The organism is Kordiimonas gwangyangensis DSM 19435 = JCM 12864 (assembly GCF_000375545.1).
GTDB classification, from domain to species: domain Bacteria; phylum Pseudomonadota; class Alphaproteobacteria; order Sphingomonadales; family Kordiimonadaceae; genus Kordiimonas; species Kordiimonas gwangyangensis.
Window position 1 is genome coordinate 446,589 of record NZ_AQXF01000002.1, and the last position, 17,647, is coordinate 464,235.

Below are 17,647 nucleotides of genomic sequence, written 5' to 3' on the forward strand. Positions count from 1 at the left end.
ATTCCATGGCACAGTATGAAGATTGTTTCTTCACCAACCCTGACGGGCTGAAGCAGCATTACCGCGATTATAATAATGCGGGCGCCGACGCGCCGGTGGTCCTGTGCATGCCCGGCCTGACCCGGAACCCTAAAGACTTTGCAGACATCGCCGATCACCTTGCTGACCGCTGCCGCATTATTGCCATTGCCAACCGTGGCCGCGGCAAGTCGGACTATGACCCTGAGCCGAGCCGCTATATGCCGCTCACTTATGTGTCGGACGTCATGGCTCTCCTGAAACACTTGGGGATCAGTCAGGTTATTGCCCTTGGCACCTCCCTTGGCGGGCTGATGACCATCCTTATTCAGGCCATGCACCCCGGCACGCTGAAGGCAGCCATCATCAATGATATTGGGCCCGAAGTTGATCCCAAAGGCATTGCCCGCATCAAAAGCTATGTTGGCAAAGGCACCCCGCCCGCCAGTTGGGAAGAAGCTTATGCTGCCGTCAAGCGTGCGAATGATGGCGTATATCCTAACTTCAGCGAAGAAGACTGGCGCTGGTACACTCATAACCTCTATGAGGATGTGGACGGCAAACCGGCCGTGCAATATGACGCCGCCATCAGCCAGAATTTCGAGAATTCTGACGACCAGGCCGCACCAGACCTTTGGCCAGCCTTTGGCATGCTCCATAGCGTGCCGATGGTGGTACTGAGGGGTGAGTTGTCAGACATCCTGTCGGCGGAGACGCTTGAGCGTATGGCGCGCGAGCACCCGGACCTTGAGCCGGTCACCGTTCCCGGACTTGGCCATGTACCGTTGATGCGCGAGGATGTCTGCCAAGCGGCGATTGACCGCCTGATTGGCCGTTTTCTCTAAAAATTCCACCTTTTTCTAGACACCACCTACGGTCTGTGGCAAAGCTGCGGACCGTATTTTTATTTCGTGGAGTGAGCCGTGAGTGAACAATTATTGCCGATAAGTGCTGCAGATGTTTATGAAGCTGAAAAGGCAATCAAGGGCGCGATTAAACGCACACCTATGGAAAAGTCACAAACGCTCTCGCAAATTACCGGCGCCGAGTGCTGGCTCAAGTTCGAGATTTTCCAGTTCACTGCGGCCTACAAGGAACGCGGCGCGCTGAATAAGCTGCTGTCGCTGCCCAAAAACACGCGCGGTGTGATTGCGGCGTCCGCCGGTAACCACGCACAAGGTATCAGCTATCATGCTGGGCGCCTTGGTATCCCCGCCACAATCGTGATGCCGGAAGGCACGCCCTTCAACAAGGTGAAACGCACCGAGGAACTGGGTGCACGTGTTGTGCTCACGGGTGCGAATTTTGAGGAAGCAACCAAAGCAGCCTACGCCCTTGCAGACAAGGAAAACCTGACCTTCATTCACCCGTTCGATGACCCGCTGGTGATGGCGGGCCAAGGCACTGTCGGCCTTGAAATGTTGGAGGATGTGCCGGACCTTGATACCCTTGTGGTGCCAATCGGCGGCGGCGGGCTGATCTCGGGCATCGCGACAATTGCCAAGCACATCAACCCGAACATCCGCATTGTTGGTGTTCAGACCGAAGCTTTCCCCGCGATGAAAGAAACGTTTGAGGGCAAGGCTTTGCGGGGCAACAACATCTCCATCGCTGAGGGGATTGCCGTCAATAAACCCGGCGAACGTACACGGGATGTGGTCAAATCGCTCGTCGACGCCATTGTAACGGTGCCTGAGCGGCATATCGAAGCCGCGATCGTTACCATCATGGAAATCGAGAAGGTTGTGGTTGAAGGCGCGGGCGGGATCGGCCTTGCCGCCGTCATGCACCACCCGGAGCTTTTCAAGGGCCATAAGGTGGGTATCGTGCTTTCGGGCGGCAATATCGACAGTCGCCTGCTTGCCAGCGCCATCATGCGCGGCATGGCGCGTGACGGCCGCCTCGCCCGCCTGCGTATCACCATGATGGATCAGCCGGGCGCGCTGGCCAAAGTGACCGACGTTGTGGCGCGGGTTGGCACCAATATCATAGAGATGCGCCACCAACGCGAATTTGGTGCACTCTCGCTCAAACAGACCGAGATGGAACTGGTGATCGAGGCCAAGGACCGTGACCACGCACAAAGCCTTGTTGACGCGCTCGAAGAGGCCGGCTTCAAGGTCGATTTCGCCAAAACGGTCTAGCTCAAAAAGAAACGGCGAGTGCATTTGCACCCGCCGATCTTCATATATTTAGCAACTACGATCAGAAGACAAAGTCGTCCGCTGCGATATCGCCTGCGTTGAGGCCGGCGAGCAAGATGGTGCCCGTGCCAAAATCAATGAGCGTATCCGCGCCCGACTGAGAAACGGCAAGATCACCAAAGCTTGCGCCGGTTGCGCTGAGATCGAGAAGGTCAAGGCCGTCTTCGAAGTCCGCCACAGTGTCGTTGCCGTCACCGCCTGCAAAGGTGAATGTATCACTACCTTCACCGCCGATCAGCGTGTCGTCGCCTTCAAATCCGCGCAGAACGTCATCGCCAGCGCCGCCATCAAGCACGTTGTTGACTTCGTTACCCCACAGGAGGTCACGCTCGGACCCGCCTACAGCGTTTTCAATAACGGTGCCGTAAGCGATACTGATGTTGAAGAGCGAGGTGGCATAAATGCCTTCCACGCCGGTGTCCGCATAAATCTGGCTTTCCGCCAGCGCCATGCGGGAACCTGAGACTGCATCAACGGTTGCCTGGTCAATGTCGGCGAACAGCTGGCCTGAAAGCTCGGTCAGGTCTGCGCGGTTGGCGTTGATTTCCTCCGCATCCGGTACAGCCTGCGCGGCCGAACTGAAGGCACCATCATGCAGGTCGATGAACACACTTGCTTCAAAGCCCGACAGGTCGATGGTGTCATTGCCGCCGGCATCATAGATCGACACGTTCGGGAACTCGTTTTGCGAGAAGTCGAACACATCGCGACCAGCGTTTGAATTAAAGCCGTATGTGGTGTCATCCACACGGGTTGTCAGGTCTGCGCCGTATTTGCTCTGGATTGTGACGATATCATGCAGCATCGGCGTTTGCGCGTTGCCGAAAAGGAATGTGCTCCAGTCGATGATGGAAGCGCCGGTTTCACTCGGGCTCCAATACGACATAATCGTGTATTGCTCACTGTCCTGCGCGTATTCGGCCTGGTCGGTGTATGTGGTTGCACCCGCACCATTATAGGCACCCGGGTGGCTCAGGCCTACTGCGTGGCCAATCTCGTGCACAAGCGTTGTGGCACCATAACCATTGAAACCGAGCCAATCGTTGGTCCAGTTAATCTCCGGGTCTGCCACAAACACATCACCGAAGAACTTCCAGCCCTGTGCGTTGGTAAAGTCATACTCCGGGTAGTAGGCATAGGCCTGCGCCGGATCAGCTGAGTTCGCGAACTGGATATCCGCGCCCATCCCATTCGATTCCACGAAGGTTGGATCAATCAGATCGTCCCACAATTCAATGCTGTCGCGTGCAGCATCGCGCTGCTCGTCAGAGAATGGCGCGAGGCCGTCACCAGACGTGAAACCATAGTTCGGGTTATTGTAGAGCCCTGTCAGATGGCTCTTGTCCAGGAACGTATAGGTAATGCGGCCATTGCCACTGACGTGCTGTGAATTACCAGAATCGATCTGGTCGATCACGCCATCTAGATCAAAGATCTGTTTGTTGCGGAATGACAGCCCTGCATAGTCATCAAGGTTGAATTCCTCCGGTGCAACAAGCTCTGGTCCCGGGCGGAAAATATGATCTTCCGACCCGGAGTCATGCGTATCCAGATCAATGTTTTTGATTTTAGGCATATGAGTTTCCCCTCCTCAAGTTGGACGGGGATTTTTGACAAGAATATTCTACTTGTCAATTCAACAAGCAGCCATGAGAAGCATTATACAATTTTAAATAATCATTATTAAAAACGTTCTGGAAAAATATTTTATCATGAGAGTGTTTCACGTTTTTATATAAACTTAGGTTTTAGAGACTTTTTGCCCTCCGCACACTGCCATTAACAATAAAAAAAAGCCGGACAAAATCTTGTCCGGCTTTCGCTTGGTAGTTGATGAAAAAGTTACTCGGCAGGAATGCCCTTGGCTTCTTTTTCCTCAATCTCACGCAGCTTGGCAGCCACATAGCCGGGTGACTTGGTATATTTCGCAAACATGTCGTAAAAGACCGGCACGATAAAGAGCGTGAAGAAGGTCGCAACGATCACACCACCAAACACGGTGACGCCAATTGTTACACGGCTCGCAGCACCGGCCCCCGTCGCAATCATCAGCGGAACTGCGCCCATCGCGGTCGAAAGGCCCGTCATCATGATTGGACGCAGGCGAAGCGCGGAAGCTTCAAGAAGTGCGTCACGGATTTCCCTGCCCTCGTCCCGCAACTGATTGGCGAATTCCACGATGAGAATACCGTTCTTCGCCGCGAGGCCGATGAGCATGATAAGGCCGATCTGGCTATAGATGTTGAACGTGCTGCCTGCAAGATAGAGCCCCAGCAAGCCACCTAGCACCGCAAGCGGTACCGTCAGCATGATGACAAACGGGTGCACAAAACTTTCGAACTGTGCCGCGAGGATCAGGAACACCACAACAAGGGCCAGTGCGAAGACAAAATAGATGTCACTGCCCGCTTCCTTGTATTCGCGCGTCGCGCCCTTGTAGTCGATGGAGGTCACATCGGGGATCACCTCACGTACGAGGTTCTCCATATATTCGGTGACTTCACCGATGGTATAGCCAGGCGCCACGTTGGCAGACACCGTAAGCGCGCGTACACGGTTGAAGCGGCGCAGGTCGCCTGCACCGGAATCCTCCGCCACCTCAACAAGGTTGGTGAGCGGGATCAGGTCGCCTGTACGGCCCGACGCAACGTAGATATTCTCCATATCGAGCGGCTGACGGCGATCTGTTTCCTGTGCCTGCAGGATTACGTCATACTCTTCGCCGTCATCCACATAGGTGGTCACGCGCCGACCGCCCATCATGGTTTCAAGCGTACGGCCAATCTCACGAATGGAAACGCCCATATCAGCCGCACGTTCGCGGTTGATCCGCACACGGTACTGAGGTTGCGTTTCTTCATAATCGGTATCGACGTTCACCAGGCCGGGGTAATCCGCCAACTCATCAAGAATGATCTGCTTGAAACGACCAAGCTCATCGTAGGTGGAGCCGCCAATCACGAATTGGAAGCTCTCCGAGCCACCACCACGGGTCAGGCCGGTACTCTCGATCGGGATTGCCTGTGCACCCGGCACATTGTTGATGAGTTTTGGCCGCAGTTCTTCAAGAATCTCTGTCGAGGAACGCTCACGCTCGTCCCACGGGGTCAGGATCACGAAGCCCCAGGCCCCACCACCATCTACACGCAACAGAAAACGCTGCAGTTCACCAGTGTCGAGAAGCGGCAGGACCTGTTCTTCGATCTTGAGTGCCTGCTCGACCATGAATTCATGGCTCGCGCCCTCAGGGCCCTTCACGCGCATGAACAGGTTGCCGCGGTCTTCAATCGGTGCCAGTTCGCTCGGGATACGGCTCTGAAGGCCCGCAATAAGCGCAAAGCACGTAATGAACGTAAGGGTTACGATGGCTTTGTTGGCGAGACAGATTTTGAGGATGTTTGTGTAGCCGTCCTGAATGCGCTTGAACACGCGGTCAAGCCAGCTTGCGAACGCCGGTTTCTTGTTGCGGCGACGCACAAGGATGGAACACATCATAGGGCTGAGGGTCAGTGCAACAAGGCTGGAGAAAGCCACAGCCGCAGACATGGTGATAGCAAGTTCACCGAACAGGCGTCCCACGTTCCCTGTCAGGAACATGATGGGTACAAACACACCAATGAGCACGAGCGTGGTCGCAATAACCGCAAAACCCACTTGTCGCGCACCGCGGTAGGCAGCCAGGAGGCCCGGCTCACCCTCTTCCACGCGGCGGTAAATATTCTCAAGCACCACGATGGCATCGTCCACCACAAGGCCAATAGCCATCACAAGGCCCAGAAGCGTGATCAGGTTGATGGATACGTCAAACAGACTGAGCACCCAGAAGCTTGCGATAATGCACACAGGCACTGTCACCGCAGGCACCAGAACGGTTTTGAGATTGCCGAGGAACAGGTAAAGCACCAAGACCACAAGGCCCATGGCGACAATCAGGGTGAAATAAACCTCGTCAATTGCCTTCTCGATAAAGATCGAGGTGTCGTAAGCGACGGTCAGCTCCATACTTTCAGGCAGCGTCTGACGGATACGTTCCGCCTCAGCTTTTGCAGCCTGCGCTACGGCAAGTGTATTGCCCTTGGACTGTTTCACCACACCGAGGCCGATTACAGGAATACCGTTACCCCGGAACGTACGCTCGTCCCGCTCAGATGCTTTGGCGACCGTGGCAATATCGGCAAGGCGCACAAAACCACCGTCCGCGCCCTTACGGATGACCATGTTATTGAAGTCCGCGGGGTCCGAGTATTCACGGTTTAGTCGCACAATCGTGTCACGGTTGATGGACTCGATTTTACCGGCTGGTAGCTCGACGTTCTCGGACCGCAGCACGTTTTCCACGTCTGTTACTGTGATGCCGCGGGCGGCCATGGCCTGACGGTCAAGGTTGATGCGGATGGCATACCGTTTCTGACCACCAATACGTACGCCGGATACGCCGTCCACCACCGACAGGCGGTCAACGATATTGCGTTCGGCATAGTCGGTCAGTTGCAGAATATCCATCACCGGGCTGGTGAGATTGAACCAAAGCACAGGACGGGTGTCGTTATCGGCCTTGGAAATCTCAGGCGGCTCCACCTCTTCCGGCAGGTTATTGAGGACGCGGCTCACCCGGTCGCGCACATCGTTCGCCGCTGCGTCAATATCGCGGTCCAGCATGAATTCCACATTGATGCTCGACCGGCCGTCGTTACTGGTCGATTCAATCGTCTTGATGCCCGGAACCCCGGCAATGGCGCTTTCGATGATCTGTGTCACGCGGGTTTCAACTACGGCAGCGTTGGCACCCGGATAGTTGGTGCGCACGCCCACGATTGGCGGGTCAACATCCGGCAGTTCGCGCACGGCAAGCTGCTGGAATGAAATCAGACCGAAGGCGATCAGCATCAGGCTGACCACCACGGCAAAAATCGGCCTTTTTACTGAGACATCAGACAGGATCATGATGCAGCTCCCGAGGCAACGTCTGTCGCCATGTCACGGACCTTCATGCCTTCACGACCAAGACGCAGGGTGCCTTCCACCACCACGCGATCGCCAAGCTCAAGTCCTTCCACCACTTCCACATAACCAGGGCGGCGCAGGCCAAGCTGCACTTCGCGGCGCTTCGCCTCGTCCCCTTGCATGACAAAGACATATTGGTGCCCCGCGGATGGCACAATCGCCTGTTCCGGCACAGAAAGCCCCTCCCACGAACGGCTGAGCACCTGTACGGTCATCAGCAGACCGGGACGAAGCAGGCGGTCCTCGTTTGGCACCTCGGCACGCACAATCACCGAACGAGTAACCGGATCAATACGGCTGTCGATGGTGGTGATTTTACCGCTAAATACACGATCCGGATAGGCTGAAACCTTGGCTTCAACGGCCTGGCCCGGCTTGAGGGTTGCGATGAACCGCTCCGGCACCGAAAAGTCGAGCTTGATCGTATCGATGGCGTCAATCGTTGTGATGGGCTGGTTCGAGGTCACGAGCGAGCCTTCGCTCACCTGCCGCAGGCCCAGAAGCCCATCAAATGGCGCCACAATACGCTGGTCATCGAGGCGGGCCTTAGCGGCCTGAAGGCGATAACGCGCTTCATCAAGGCGTCGCTGCTCGGTATCAAGCGCGGCGGTCGACGCATTGCCCTGTTTCACAAGGTTTTTGATACGCTCAAAGCTGCGCTCAGCTTCCTTGAGGTTGGCTTCCGCCTCGCTCAGTTGCGCACGCTCTTCATCGTCCTCAAGCTTGATCAGTACGTCACCACGCTTGACCACCTGGCCATCTTCGAACTGCACTTTACTGACGGTATCGGACACCCGTGCGGTCAGGGTCACGCTCTCACGTGCCCGGGCGGTGCCAAGCGCTTCCACTACGTCTGAGAACTCGCGGGTTTCCACGGGTGTTGATACAACAGTGACAGCACGGCCACCATATTTGCCGCGCTCATCGCTTGCACCATCTGTCATCAGAAGCCATGCAGCAGCTCCTGCCAGTGCGATGAAAATCGCGAACAAAATTACACGGCCAGATTTCATGCCACCCTCGTTCATAAAGACCCCTCGGTACCTAAACTGATGCGGCGACGCTAAACCTCTGTGTTACATGGTCGCCATCACCGGTTACGATAAATCGTCTTGTTTGGTTTTCCCTAATAATTCAACGGGATAATCAGATTCATTAAGAAAACTTGATCACAACGCTGTGAAGCTGCGACCAACAATGGTTTACAGCCACGACATTGTTACGTTGTGATACCGGTTACACCCCAACTATTTTCGACGTGCCGTTCAAAATCGGCGGCGAGTTGAGTTGTGCTTGCGGCCAACTGATACCGGGGCCGAAACAGTGCAAGTCGCCTTTTGTAGTCAAAACCCCGCAGCGGAACAGCTTTTACCCGCTCGTCCACCAGGCTTTCCGGAACAACGGTCCCACCAATACCAGCAGCCACCATAGCGATGGCTCGGCTGTCGTTCGGCGTGCGGTATACAAGGCGCGGACGCACATTCTGGTCGGTAAAATACCGACTGGTCTCCGATAGTACCTCACAGCGGCTGCGCACAACCATATAATCTTCGGCAAGCTCCGCGGCACCAACGGCAGGACGGGACGCAAGCCGGTGCCCACTTGGCAGAATGAACACATAGCGTTCTTCAAAAAGCGGCAAAGCCTTCTCTTTACCCTCCCCGCGGAAGATGGAGAGCGCGTAATCAAGACTGCGGTCATCAAGCCGGTTCGTGAGTTCCTGCTCCGTGCCGTCATAGACCTCCACCGTCACTCGCGGTTCTGAACGCTTGTAGGACGCAAGAAGCTCCCCCACGGCCCGGTTCGAAAGCGTGGTAAGCACGCCGAGCCTGAGAACAGGTGCAGTCGCTGTTTCCTCAAGCGCCTGCATGGCGAGATTACATTCGTGCAGGATAGCCTTGGCCCGCGGCAGGAAGCGTGTCCCGGCATCGGTCAGGAAAACCCGTCGGTTTGACCGCTCAAAAAGTGCCTGTCCCACCTGAGATTCAAGCTTTTTGATCCCGGCTGAAAGTGTTGGCTGGGTTACAAAAACACGGTCTGCAGCCCGGGTGAAACTGCCAGTTTCAACCACGGCCAGAAAGTAACGGAGAAGGTATAAATCCATCATAGACGCCATCTATGGTTTTCATTTTTGCGTTCAATTTTACCAATACACCGCTTTCCCATATATTCCGGTCAAACGCAACCACTTAGCCCGCTCCCCGGGCCATCTAGCGTGCGCTTTCAGGAGACAAGTATATGGCTGTTATCACCTCCGGCATCCGCACCGGCACACCGGAATTTGACGCCAACGCCGCGCATATGGACGCTCAGGTTAAGGACCTGCGCGACAAGATCGCATCCATCAGCCTCGGCGGGCCCGAGCGCGCGCGCGAGAAACATACAGCGCGCGGCAAACTGCTGCCGCGAGAGCGTGTGAACACACTGCTGGATCCCGGCACTCCGTTCCTTGAGCTGTCGCAACTTGCGGCTTACGGCATGTATGACGCGGATATTGCAGCAGGCGGCGTGATCACCGGCATTGGCGTGGTGGAAGGCACCGAATGCATGATCGTGTGCAACGACGCGACGGTAAAAGGCGGCACCTATTATCCGGTCACCGTGAAGAAGCACCTGCGTGCACAGGAAATCGCCCGGGAAAACCGCCTGCCCTGCATCTATCTCGTGGATAGCGGCGGCGCGAACCTGCCGAACCAGGATGAGGTTTTCCCGGACCGCGACCACTTTGGCCGCATCTTCTATAATCAGGCCAACATGTCCGCCATGGGTATCCCGCAAATTGCTGTGGTGATGGGGAGCTGTACTGCAGGCGGCGCTTATGTGCCCGCGATGGCCGACGAAAGCATCATTGTCCAGAAACAAGGCACCATTTTCCTTGGTGGCCCGCCGCTTGTTAAAGCCGCCACCGGCGAAGTGGTGTCCGCCGAAGACCTTGGTGGCGGTGATGTACATGCCCGCACATCTGGCGTTGTCGATCACCTCGCGAAAGATGACTATCACGCGCTTGGTCTCGCCCGAAAAATTGTCGCGAACCTTAACCGCCGCAAGGAAATCCCGGTTAAAACCCGCGAGACTGTCGCGCCGCTTTATGACCCGCGTGAGATTTATGGCGTCATCCCCAAGGACACGCGCCAACCCTACGACGTGCGCGAAATCATCGCGCGCATCGTGGATGGTAGCGAATTTGACGAGTTCAAGAAGCTCTACGGTGAAACGCTGGTTTGCGGTTTCGCCCACATTCACGGCTTCCCAGTTGGTATTGTCGCCAACAATGGCGTGCTGTTCTCAGAAAGCGCACTCAAGGGTGCGCACTTTGTCGAGCTTTGTGCACAGCGCGGCATTCCGCTTGTGTTCCTGCAGAATATCACCGGCTTCATGGTCGGCCAGAAATATGAGAACGGCGGCATCGCCCGCGACGGCGCCAAGATGGTCACCGCGGTGGCTTGCGCCAATGTACCCAAATTCACCATCCTGATTGGCGGCAGCTTTGGCGCTGGCAACTACGGCATGTGTGGCCGGGCCTACCAGCCGCGTTTCCTGTGGATGTGGCCAAACGCCCGTATCTCAGTCATGGGCGGCGAACAGGCGGCCGGTGTTCTTGCCACGGTGAAACGCGACGGCATGGAAGCGCGCGGCGAAGAATGGTCTTCGGACGAAGAAGACGCCTTCAAAAAGCCGATCCGCGAAATGTATGAGGAACAGGGTCACCCCTATTATGCCAGCGCCCGCCTGTGGGACGACGGCGTGATTGACCCTGCGGACACGCGCCGGGTGCTCGGGCTTGCCCTCTCCGTCTCCATGAACGCGCCAGCCGAGCCGACGAAGTTCGGCGTCTTCCGGATGTAAGGAGTATCAGATGGTAGACACACTTCTCACCAGCATTGATGAGCGCGGCGTGGCGACGGTGACGTTAAACCGGGCGGACGTTCACAACGCTTTCAATGATGACCTGATCTGGGAACTCAATAATGCCTTCACCAAACTGGGTGCGAATGATGACGTGCGCGCGATTGTGCTAACGGGCGCTGGCAAAAGCTTCTCAGCGGGTGCTGACCTCAACTGGATGAAGGAAGCCGCGAGCTACACGGAAGAGCAGAACATGCGCGACGCGCTGACGCTTTCCGGCATGCTTTCGACCCTGAACAGCTGCCCCAAGCCAACGATCGCCATTGTGAACGGCGCTACCTTCGGTGGCGGCGTGGGCCTTGTGTCCTGCTGTGACGTGGTGATTGCGGTTGAGGACGCCAAGTTTTCGCTCTCTGAAGTGCGACTTGGCCTGACCCCTGCAACCATTTCACCCTATGTTGTGGCCGCCATCGGCAGCCGCGCGGCCAGGCGCTATTTCCTAACTGCAGAACGTTTTGACGCTGCGGAAGCCCGCCGTATCGGCCTTGTGCATGAAATCGCCCCTACCCTTCAGGAAGCGTTCAGCCGCGCGCATGTGTTCCTCAAGAACATCCTTGGCGGAGCGCCAGAGGCGCAGAAGGAAGCCAAGGACCTCATCTTCGCGGTCATAGATCGTGAGATTACGGACGAGCTGCGCACCGACACCGCCCGCCGCATTGCTGAGCGCCGCGCAAGCGACGAAGGCCGCGAAGGGCTTTCCGCCTTCCTTGAAAAACGTAAACCGGTCTGGAGTGTCGACGCATGAGCATCCGCATCAAAAAACTGCTGGTCGCCAACCGCGGCGAAATCGCCTGCCGGGTAATGTCCACCTGCCAGCGTCTTGATATAAAAACCGTCGCCGTTTATTCGGACGCTGACGCAAAAGCCCTCCATGTGGAAATGGCGGACGAAGCCGTCCACATCGGCCCGGCGCAAGCTTCCGAAAGCTACTTGAAGGCCGACAAGATCATCGCCGCCTGCAAGCTGACAGGCGCAGATGCTGTACACCCAGGTTATGGCTTCCTGTCAGAAAACCCGAAGTTTGCAGAGGCTTGTGAAGAAAACGGCATCATCTTTGTTGGGCCGTCCGCGGCTTCCATGCGTGCCATGGCCCTCAAGGGTGCTGCGAAGCATCTGATGGAGGAAGCAGGTGTGCCCGTGGTGCCCGGCTACCACGGTGACGACCAGTCGCTCGAGACTTTGTCAGCCGAGGCTGAGCGTATCGGCTTCCCCGTGCTGATCAAGGCGGTCGCTGGTGGTGGCGGCAAAGGCATGCGCAAGGTGTTTAACGCCAAGGAACTGCCGTCCGCGATTGAAGGCGCCAAGCGTGAAGGCGAAAACTCCTTCGGGAACGGCACGCTTCTGATTGAAAAATACATCCAGAAACCGCGTCACATTGAGCTTCAGGTGTTTGGTGACGCTGACGGCATGGCCGTTCACCTGCATGAGCGGGACTGCTCCTTGCAGCGCCGCCACCAGAAAGTGGTGGAAGAAGCCCCTGCCCCCGGCATGAGCGCAGAGATGCGCCGCGCGATGGGCGAAGCGGCGGTCAAGGCGGCTGAAGCCATTGGCTACCAGGGCGCGGGTACGGTTGAGTTTATTGTGGACGTGGAAAACGGCCTCGACGGCGCGCCTTTCTACTTCATGGAAATGAACACGCGCCTGCAGGTGGAACACCCGGTCACGGAACTGATCACGGGTCAGGATCTTGTGGAATGGCAAATTGGCGTTGCCGAAGGCAAACCGCTGCCTCTCTCACAGGACGAGATTGACGTGCTGACCGACGGCCACGCCGTTGAAGTGCGCCTCTATGCCGAAGACCCCTATAACGATTTCCTGCCGTCCATCGGCAAGGTCGGGCTTTTTGACCCGTTCGCGGACGCGGGTGCCACAGGCCGCATTGACGCGGGCGTTCGCGCTGGTGACGAGGTATCCATTCACTATGACCCGATGATCGCCAAGCTGATCGCCTGGGGCGAAGACCGCACGCAAGCGATCGATGCGCTTCGCAATCTCGTGCGCGAAACGCCGGTCACCGGCCTTCGCACCAATCGGGATTTCCTCCTTAAATGCCTGTCAGAACAAGGTTTTATCGACGGTGACGTGCATACCGGCTTCATTGAAGAGCACAAGGATGTACTGCTGAAGAAGCCGGAGCCCACTGCCGAGGATTATGCCCTTGCTGCCTTCGCGATTGTGGCGGCACGGCAAGCGCGCGCTCAGGGTGATGACCCATGGAAAATCCTCGATGCCTTCCGCCTCAATCTGCCCGCCAGCGAGCAGCTCTGGTTCGACGGCACGGACGGTGACGTGCTGACGGTCCACCTGCGTGAAGATGGCAGCAAGCTTTCTGCGACAGTCGAAAGCAATGATTTCGAAGCCGAAATCATCGGCTTTGTCGGCGATGTTCTCACCTTCACCATGGGCGGCAAGCGTGAACGTATGTTTGCGGAAGTCGACGCCGCGCATGTGACCCTGATCAAAGGTGACGCCACCCTCACCCTCGCCCGCCACGCCCGTGATGGCGGCGGTGACGAGGACGCGGACGGCCCTGGCACCATCCTTTCGCCCATGCCCGGCAAGATTTTGGATGTGAAGGTCGCGGACGGTGACATGGTCGAGAAAGGCCAGCCGCTCCTGATCATGGAAGCCATGAAGATGGAACAGACCATCACCGCCCCACGGGACGGCAAGGTCACCGGCCTTGGCCTCAAGGCGGGTGACCAGGTAACCGGCGGCGCCGTGCTGCTGACCATTGCAGATACAGAATAAAAATATCCGACCTCAGAGAAGGACCCCGAGAATGTTTGAGTTTCCCCACCTTAAATTTGGTCACAGCGAAGAAATCGACATGCTGCGTGAAACGGTTGCCCGTTTTGCCCGCGACGAAATCGCCCCGCGCGCCGCAGAGATTGATGAGAAAAACCTATTCCCGTCAGACCTTTGGCAGAAAATGGGCGAGCTGGGCATCCTTGGCCTGACAGCTCCTGAAGAATTTGGCGGCGCGGATATGGGTTACCTCGCGCATGTAATCGCGATGGAGGAAATCAGCCGCGCGTCAGCGAGCGTGGGCCTCAGCTACGGCGCGCATTCGAACCTCTGTGTGAACCAGTTCGTGAAGAATGCGAGCGCTGAACAGAAGGCGAAATACCTGCCGAAACTGATTTCGGGTGAGCATGTTGGCGCGCTCGCGATGTCCGAACCCGGCGCGGGCTCTGACGTTGTCTCCATGCGGTTGAAGGCCGAAAAACGTAACGACGGCTTCATCCTCAATGGTAACAAGATGTGGATCACCAACGGCCCGGATGCGGACGTCCTGATGGTTTATGCCAAAACGGACATGGACGCAGGCCCGCGCGGCATCACGGCTTTCATCGTTGAGAAAGGCATGAAAGGCTTCTCGACCGCACAAAAGCTGGACAAGCTTGGCATGCGCGGCTCGAACACCTGCGAGCTGGTGTTCGAGGATTGTTTTGTGCCCTATGAGAATATCGTGAGCGAAGAAGGCCGTGGTGTGAACGTGCTGATGTCGGGTCTTGATTATGAGCGTGTGGTGCTGTCTGGCGGCCCACTTGGCATCATGCGCGCCTGCCTTGATACTGTGATCCCTTATGTTCACGAGCGAGAGCAATTCGGCCAACCCATTGGAATGTTTCAGCTTATGCAAGGCAAGCTGGCGGACATGTATGCCGCATGGGGCGCTTGCCGCGCCTATGTCTACGCAGTTGCGGAGGCGTGCGACCGGGGTGAAACCACGCGTAAAGATGCGGCTGGCTGCATCCTCTACACATCCGAGAAAGCAACCTGGATGGCGGGAGAAGCGATCCGGGCACTGGGCGGCAACGGCTATATCAACGAATATCCAACCGGCCGCCTTTGGCGCGACGCCAAGCTCTATGAGATCGGCGCCGGCACCTCGGAAATCCGCCGTATGCTGATTGGCCGGGAACTGTTCAACGAAACCGCCTAAGGGCAAAAAATTGCGCAATACCTGTGCGGAATGTGTGCGGGGTTTGTGCGGGAAGTGAGCGAAAACCGCGCGGGATTTGTGCATGAAATGTGCGAGACCTGCGCGGTTTTTTTTATGGCTTTCCGCCCATTGAACGCAGGACCGATTTTATCACATCTGGTGCGCCATAAGCAACGCAATGTGACCTAAATGCACCACTCGGACGCAAACACTGCAATCGCTTCTAAGAATGACTTGCGACAAGAAAAACCGGGTGCTAGCTCCAGCCCGTATTCTGCAACTCATTCTGAATAACTGGAGCTGTTCATGCGTTCATATTTCCGCACTGGTACTTCCCTTCTCTCGCTGGCAATCGCTACCCCGACGCTGGCCGAAAGCGCCGCGATTGAATATGCTGACATTGAACGTATCCAGGTGGTGGGCGAATATACCGAACGTGCAAAAATCCCGGGGGCCGCTACTCGCCTGAACGAAGAAGACCTCGAAGTCTTCAAATATCAGGACATCCTGCGCACCCTGCGCCTTGTACCCGGCGTGAACATTCAGGAAGAGGACGGCTTTGGCCTGCGTCCCAACATCGGCCTGCGTGGCTCTGGCGTTGACCGGTCGGCCAAAATCACCCTGATGGAAGACGGCGTACTGATCGCTCCTGCCCCCTACGCCGCACCGTCGGCCTATTATTTCCCGACTGCGGCACGCATGCAGGCGGTTGAAGTGCGCAAGGGCTCTGCCGCCGTGAAGTTCGGCCCGCGCTCGGTCGGCGGCGCCATCAACCTTGTGAGCCGCGCCATCCCTGACGAATTCGGTGGTTTTGCTGACGTGCGCATTGGCGAGGACAATCTCTTCACCACGCATGGCAGCATTGGCGCCTCGGGTGATCATGTTGGCGGCATGGTGGAATTTTTCAGCTCCTCAAGCGACGGTTTCAAAACCCTGCCGGGCGGCGGGGAAACCGGATATGAGATTGAGGATTACCTTGGCAAGTTCCGCATCAAGACGGACGAGAATGCCGAAATCCAGCAGTCGCTGACCCTGAAGCTTTCCAAGACCAACAACGACTCTGACGAAACCTACCTTGGCCTTTCGGACCGCGACTTCGCGGCCAATGCTTACCAGCGGTATGCCGCAAGCGCGCTTGACCATATGGACACGAACCACGAGCAGATCCAGCTGACCCACCAGATGAAAATCGGTGACGTTGAGGTGGTGACCACGGCCTATAAAAACAGCTTCGAGCGTGACTGGTTCAAGTTCAATGACCTGCGTGCGACGACAGACAGCTGCGGCAGCACAAGCGGCGCTTTTGTGCTCGCGAACGAGCATATCTGCGCGACGGAACTGGCGTGGCTGAAGGGCGAGGAAGATAGCCCGGAAGGCGCGATCCGCATTCGCCACAACGCCCGCGCTTACGAAGCCAAAGGCATCCAGTCGCTTGTTGCTTTCCCGTTCACGACCGGTTCTGCCGAGCATGACCTCGAGTTTTCCGTGCGCTACCACGAGGACTATGAGGACCGGCTGCAGAACGACGAAACCTACACCATGGTGGATGGCGAACTGGTTTTCGCAGCCGAGACAGCACTGGGCTCCGCAGGCAACCGCCTTGTGGAAGCCGAGGCCTGGGCCTTTTTCGCACAGGACACCATCAATGTTGGCAATTGGACGATCGTGCCGGGCATCCGTTTCGAGAGCATTCGCTTGAACCGCACTGACTGGGCTGGCACCGACCCGAACCGCACGGGCGTGGCGACAGCAAAGCCGGAAACCAAAGTTGACGCTGTCGTTTCGGGCGTCGGCATCAGCTACGCGCTTGATGACAATCTGACCCTGACAGGCGGTGTGTTCAAGGGCTTCAACCCGCCGGGTGCCGGCAATGCGGACGTGCGCGAAGAAAAGAGCCTGAACGTCGAAGCTGGCGTGATCTATGACAAAAACGGTTTCTATGCCGAGGCAATTGCCTTCTTCTCAGACTACAGCAACATCCATGGTGACTGTACGGCAGCGTCCGGCCAGCCGGGTGACTGCGATATCGGCGACCAGTTCAACGGCGGCAAAGCGCGCATCTACGGCCTTGAAGCCATGGCCGGGTATGCGGTGATGCTGGACGGCGGCTGGACCATGCCGCTGAGCGCAAATTACACCTTCACCGACGCCGAATTCCGTTCGAGTTTTGACGATGAATTCTGGGGTGGCGTGGTGCGTGGGGACGCCTTCCCCTACCTTTCGCGCCATCAGTTCACCGCAAGCGCGGGCGTGCAAAATGACGTGTTCAGCGCCACATTCCAGGTGAATTATGTCTCCGCCGCGCGCACCCAAGCGGGCAGCGGCAGCATTCCTGAGGGGGAGAGAATCGATGGCCGTATTGTGGCTGATCTCTCCGCCCACTACCGTCTGACCGAAAATCTCGAGCTTTTTGCCAGCGTCGACAATTTGTTTGATGAAACATACTCCGTCGCGCGCCGCCCGATGGGCCTTCGCCCGGGCAAACCACGCACGATTATCGGCGGGGCGAAATTCACGTTCTAAGCGAACTGACAAGCCTAGATTTGAAAGCCGGGGAGCAGCATCT

11 protein-coding genes are annotated in these 17,647 nt (G+C 57.0%); 7 read left to right on the top strand and 4 right to left on the bottom strand.

Annotated elements, in window-relative coordinates:
• Positions 1–5 precede the first annotated feature (5 nt).
• Complete coding sequence (locus B150_RS0107080; protein WP_020399203.1) at positions 6–863, top strand: alpha/beta fold hydrolase; 858 nt, start codon at positions 6–8, stop codon at positions 861–863.
• Positions 864–941: 78 nt separating this feature from the next.
• On the top strand, positions 942–2,162 hold the full coding sequence (locus tag B150_RS0107085) for a threonine ammonia-lyase (RefSeq protein ID WP_025896491.1): 1,221 nt from the start codon (positions 942–944) through the stop codon (positions 2,160–2,162).
• Positions 2,163–2,223: 61 nt separating this feature from the next.
• On the opposite strand, the gene B150_RS22220 is transcribed toward B150_RS0107085, so the two are convergent.
• From B150_RS22220 to B150_RS20070, 4 genes are all read right to left on the bottom strand, one after another.
• A complete protein-coding gene (locus B150_RS22220; RefSeq protein ID WP_020399205.1) occupies positions 2,224–3,798 on the bottom strand; it encodes a M10 family metallopeptidase C-terminal domain-containing protein in 1,575 nt (524 codons plus the stop codon).
• A 266-nt stretch (positions 3,799–4,064) separates the two neighbouring features.
• Positions 4,065–7,166 carry an efflux RND transporter permease subunit gene (locus B150_RS0107095; RefSeq protein WP_020399206.1) on the bottom strand — a complete coding sequence of 1,034 codons (3,102 nt, stop codon included), beginning with the start codon at positions 7,164–7,166 and terminating at the stop codon, positions 4,065–4,067.
• Positions 7,163–8,254 (bottom strand): efflux RND transporter periplasmic adaptor subunit, encoded by a 1,092-nt coding sequence (locus B150_RS0107100; RefSeq protein WP_020399207.1) that lies wholly within the window; start codon positions 8,252–8,254, stop codon positions 7,163–7,165. Before B150_RS0107100 ends, B150_RS0107095 begins: the two co-directional genes overlap by 4 nt.
• Positions 8,255–8,445: 191 nt before the next feature.
• Positions 8,446–9,333 carry a LysR family transcriptional regulator gene (locus B150_RS20070; protein WP_025896493.1) on the bottom strand — a complete coding sequence of 296 codons (888 nt, stop codon included), beginning with the start codon at positions 9,331–9,333 and terminating at the stop codon, positions 8,446–8,448.
• Between the two features lie 131 nt (positions 9,334–9,464).
• Between B150_RS20070 and B150_RS0107110 the strand changes: the two genes are divergently transcribed.
• The 5 genes from B150_RS0107110 to B150_RS20075 all read left to right on the top strand — a co-directional run bounded on the left by B150_RS0107110 (position 9,465) and on the right by B150_RS20075 (position 17,604).
• Entirely contained in the window at positions 9,465–11,072 is a 1,608-nt protein-coding gene (locus B150_RS0107110; RefSeq protein ID WP_020399209.1) for a carboxyl transferase domain-containing protein, read from the top strand.
• A 10-nt stretch (positions 11,073–11,082) separates the two neighbouring features.
• Positions 11,083–11,877: an enoyl-CoA hydratase/isomerase family protein gene (locus B150_RS0107115; protein ID WP_020399210.1), complete on the top strand. Its 795-nt coding sequence runs from the start codon at positions 11,083–11,085 to the stop codon at positions 11,875–11,877.
• Positions 11,874–13,883 (top strand): acetyl/propionyl/methylcrotonyl-CoA carboxylase subunit alpha, encoded by a 2,010-nt coding sequence (locus B150_RS0107120; protein WP_020399211.1) that lies wholly within the window; start codon positions 11,874–11,876, stop codon positions 13,881–13,883. Before B150_RS0107115 ends, B150_RS0107120 begins: the two co-directional genes overlap by 4 nt.
• A gap of 31 nt (positions 13,884–13,914) precedes the next feature.
• Positions 13,915–15,081 carry an isovaleryl-CoA dehydrogenase gene (locus tag B150_RS0107125; protein WP_020399212.1) on the top strand — a complete coding sequence of 389 codons (1,167 nt, stop codon included), beginning with the start codon at positions 13,915–13,917 and terminating at the stop codon, positions 15,079–15,081.
• Between the two features lie 306 nt (positions 15,082–15,387).
• Positions 15,388–17,604, top strand: a complete 2,217-nt coding sequence (locus tag B150_RS20075) for a TonB-dependent receptor family protein (RefSeq protein ID WP_020399213.1) — start codon at positions 15,388–15,390, stop codon at positions 17,602–17,604.
• Positions 17,605–17,647 lie beyond the last annotated feature (43 nt).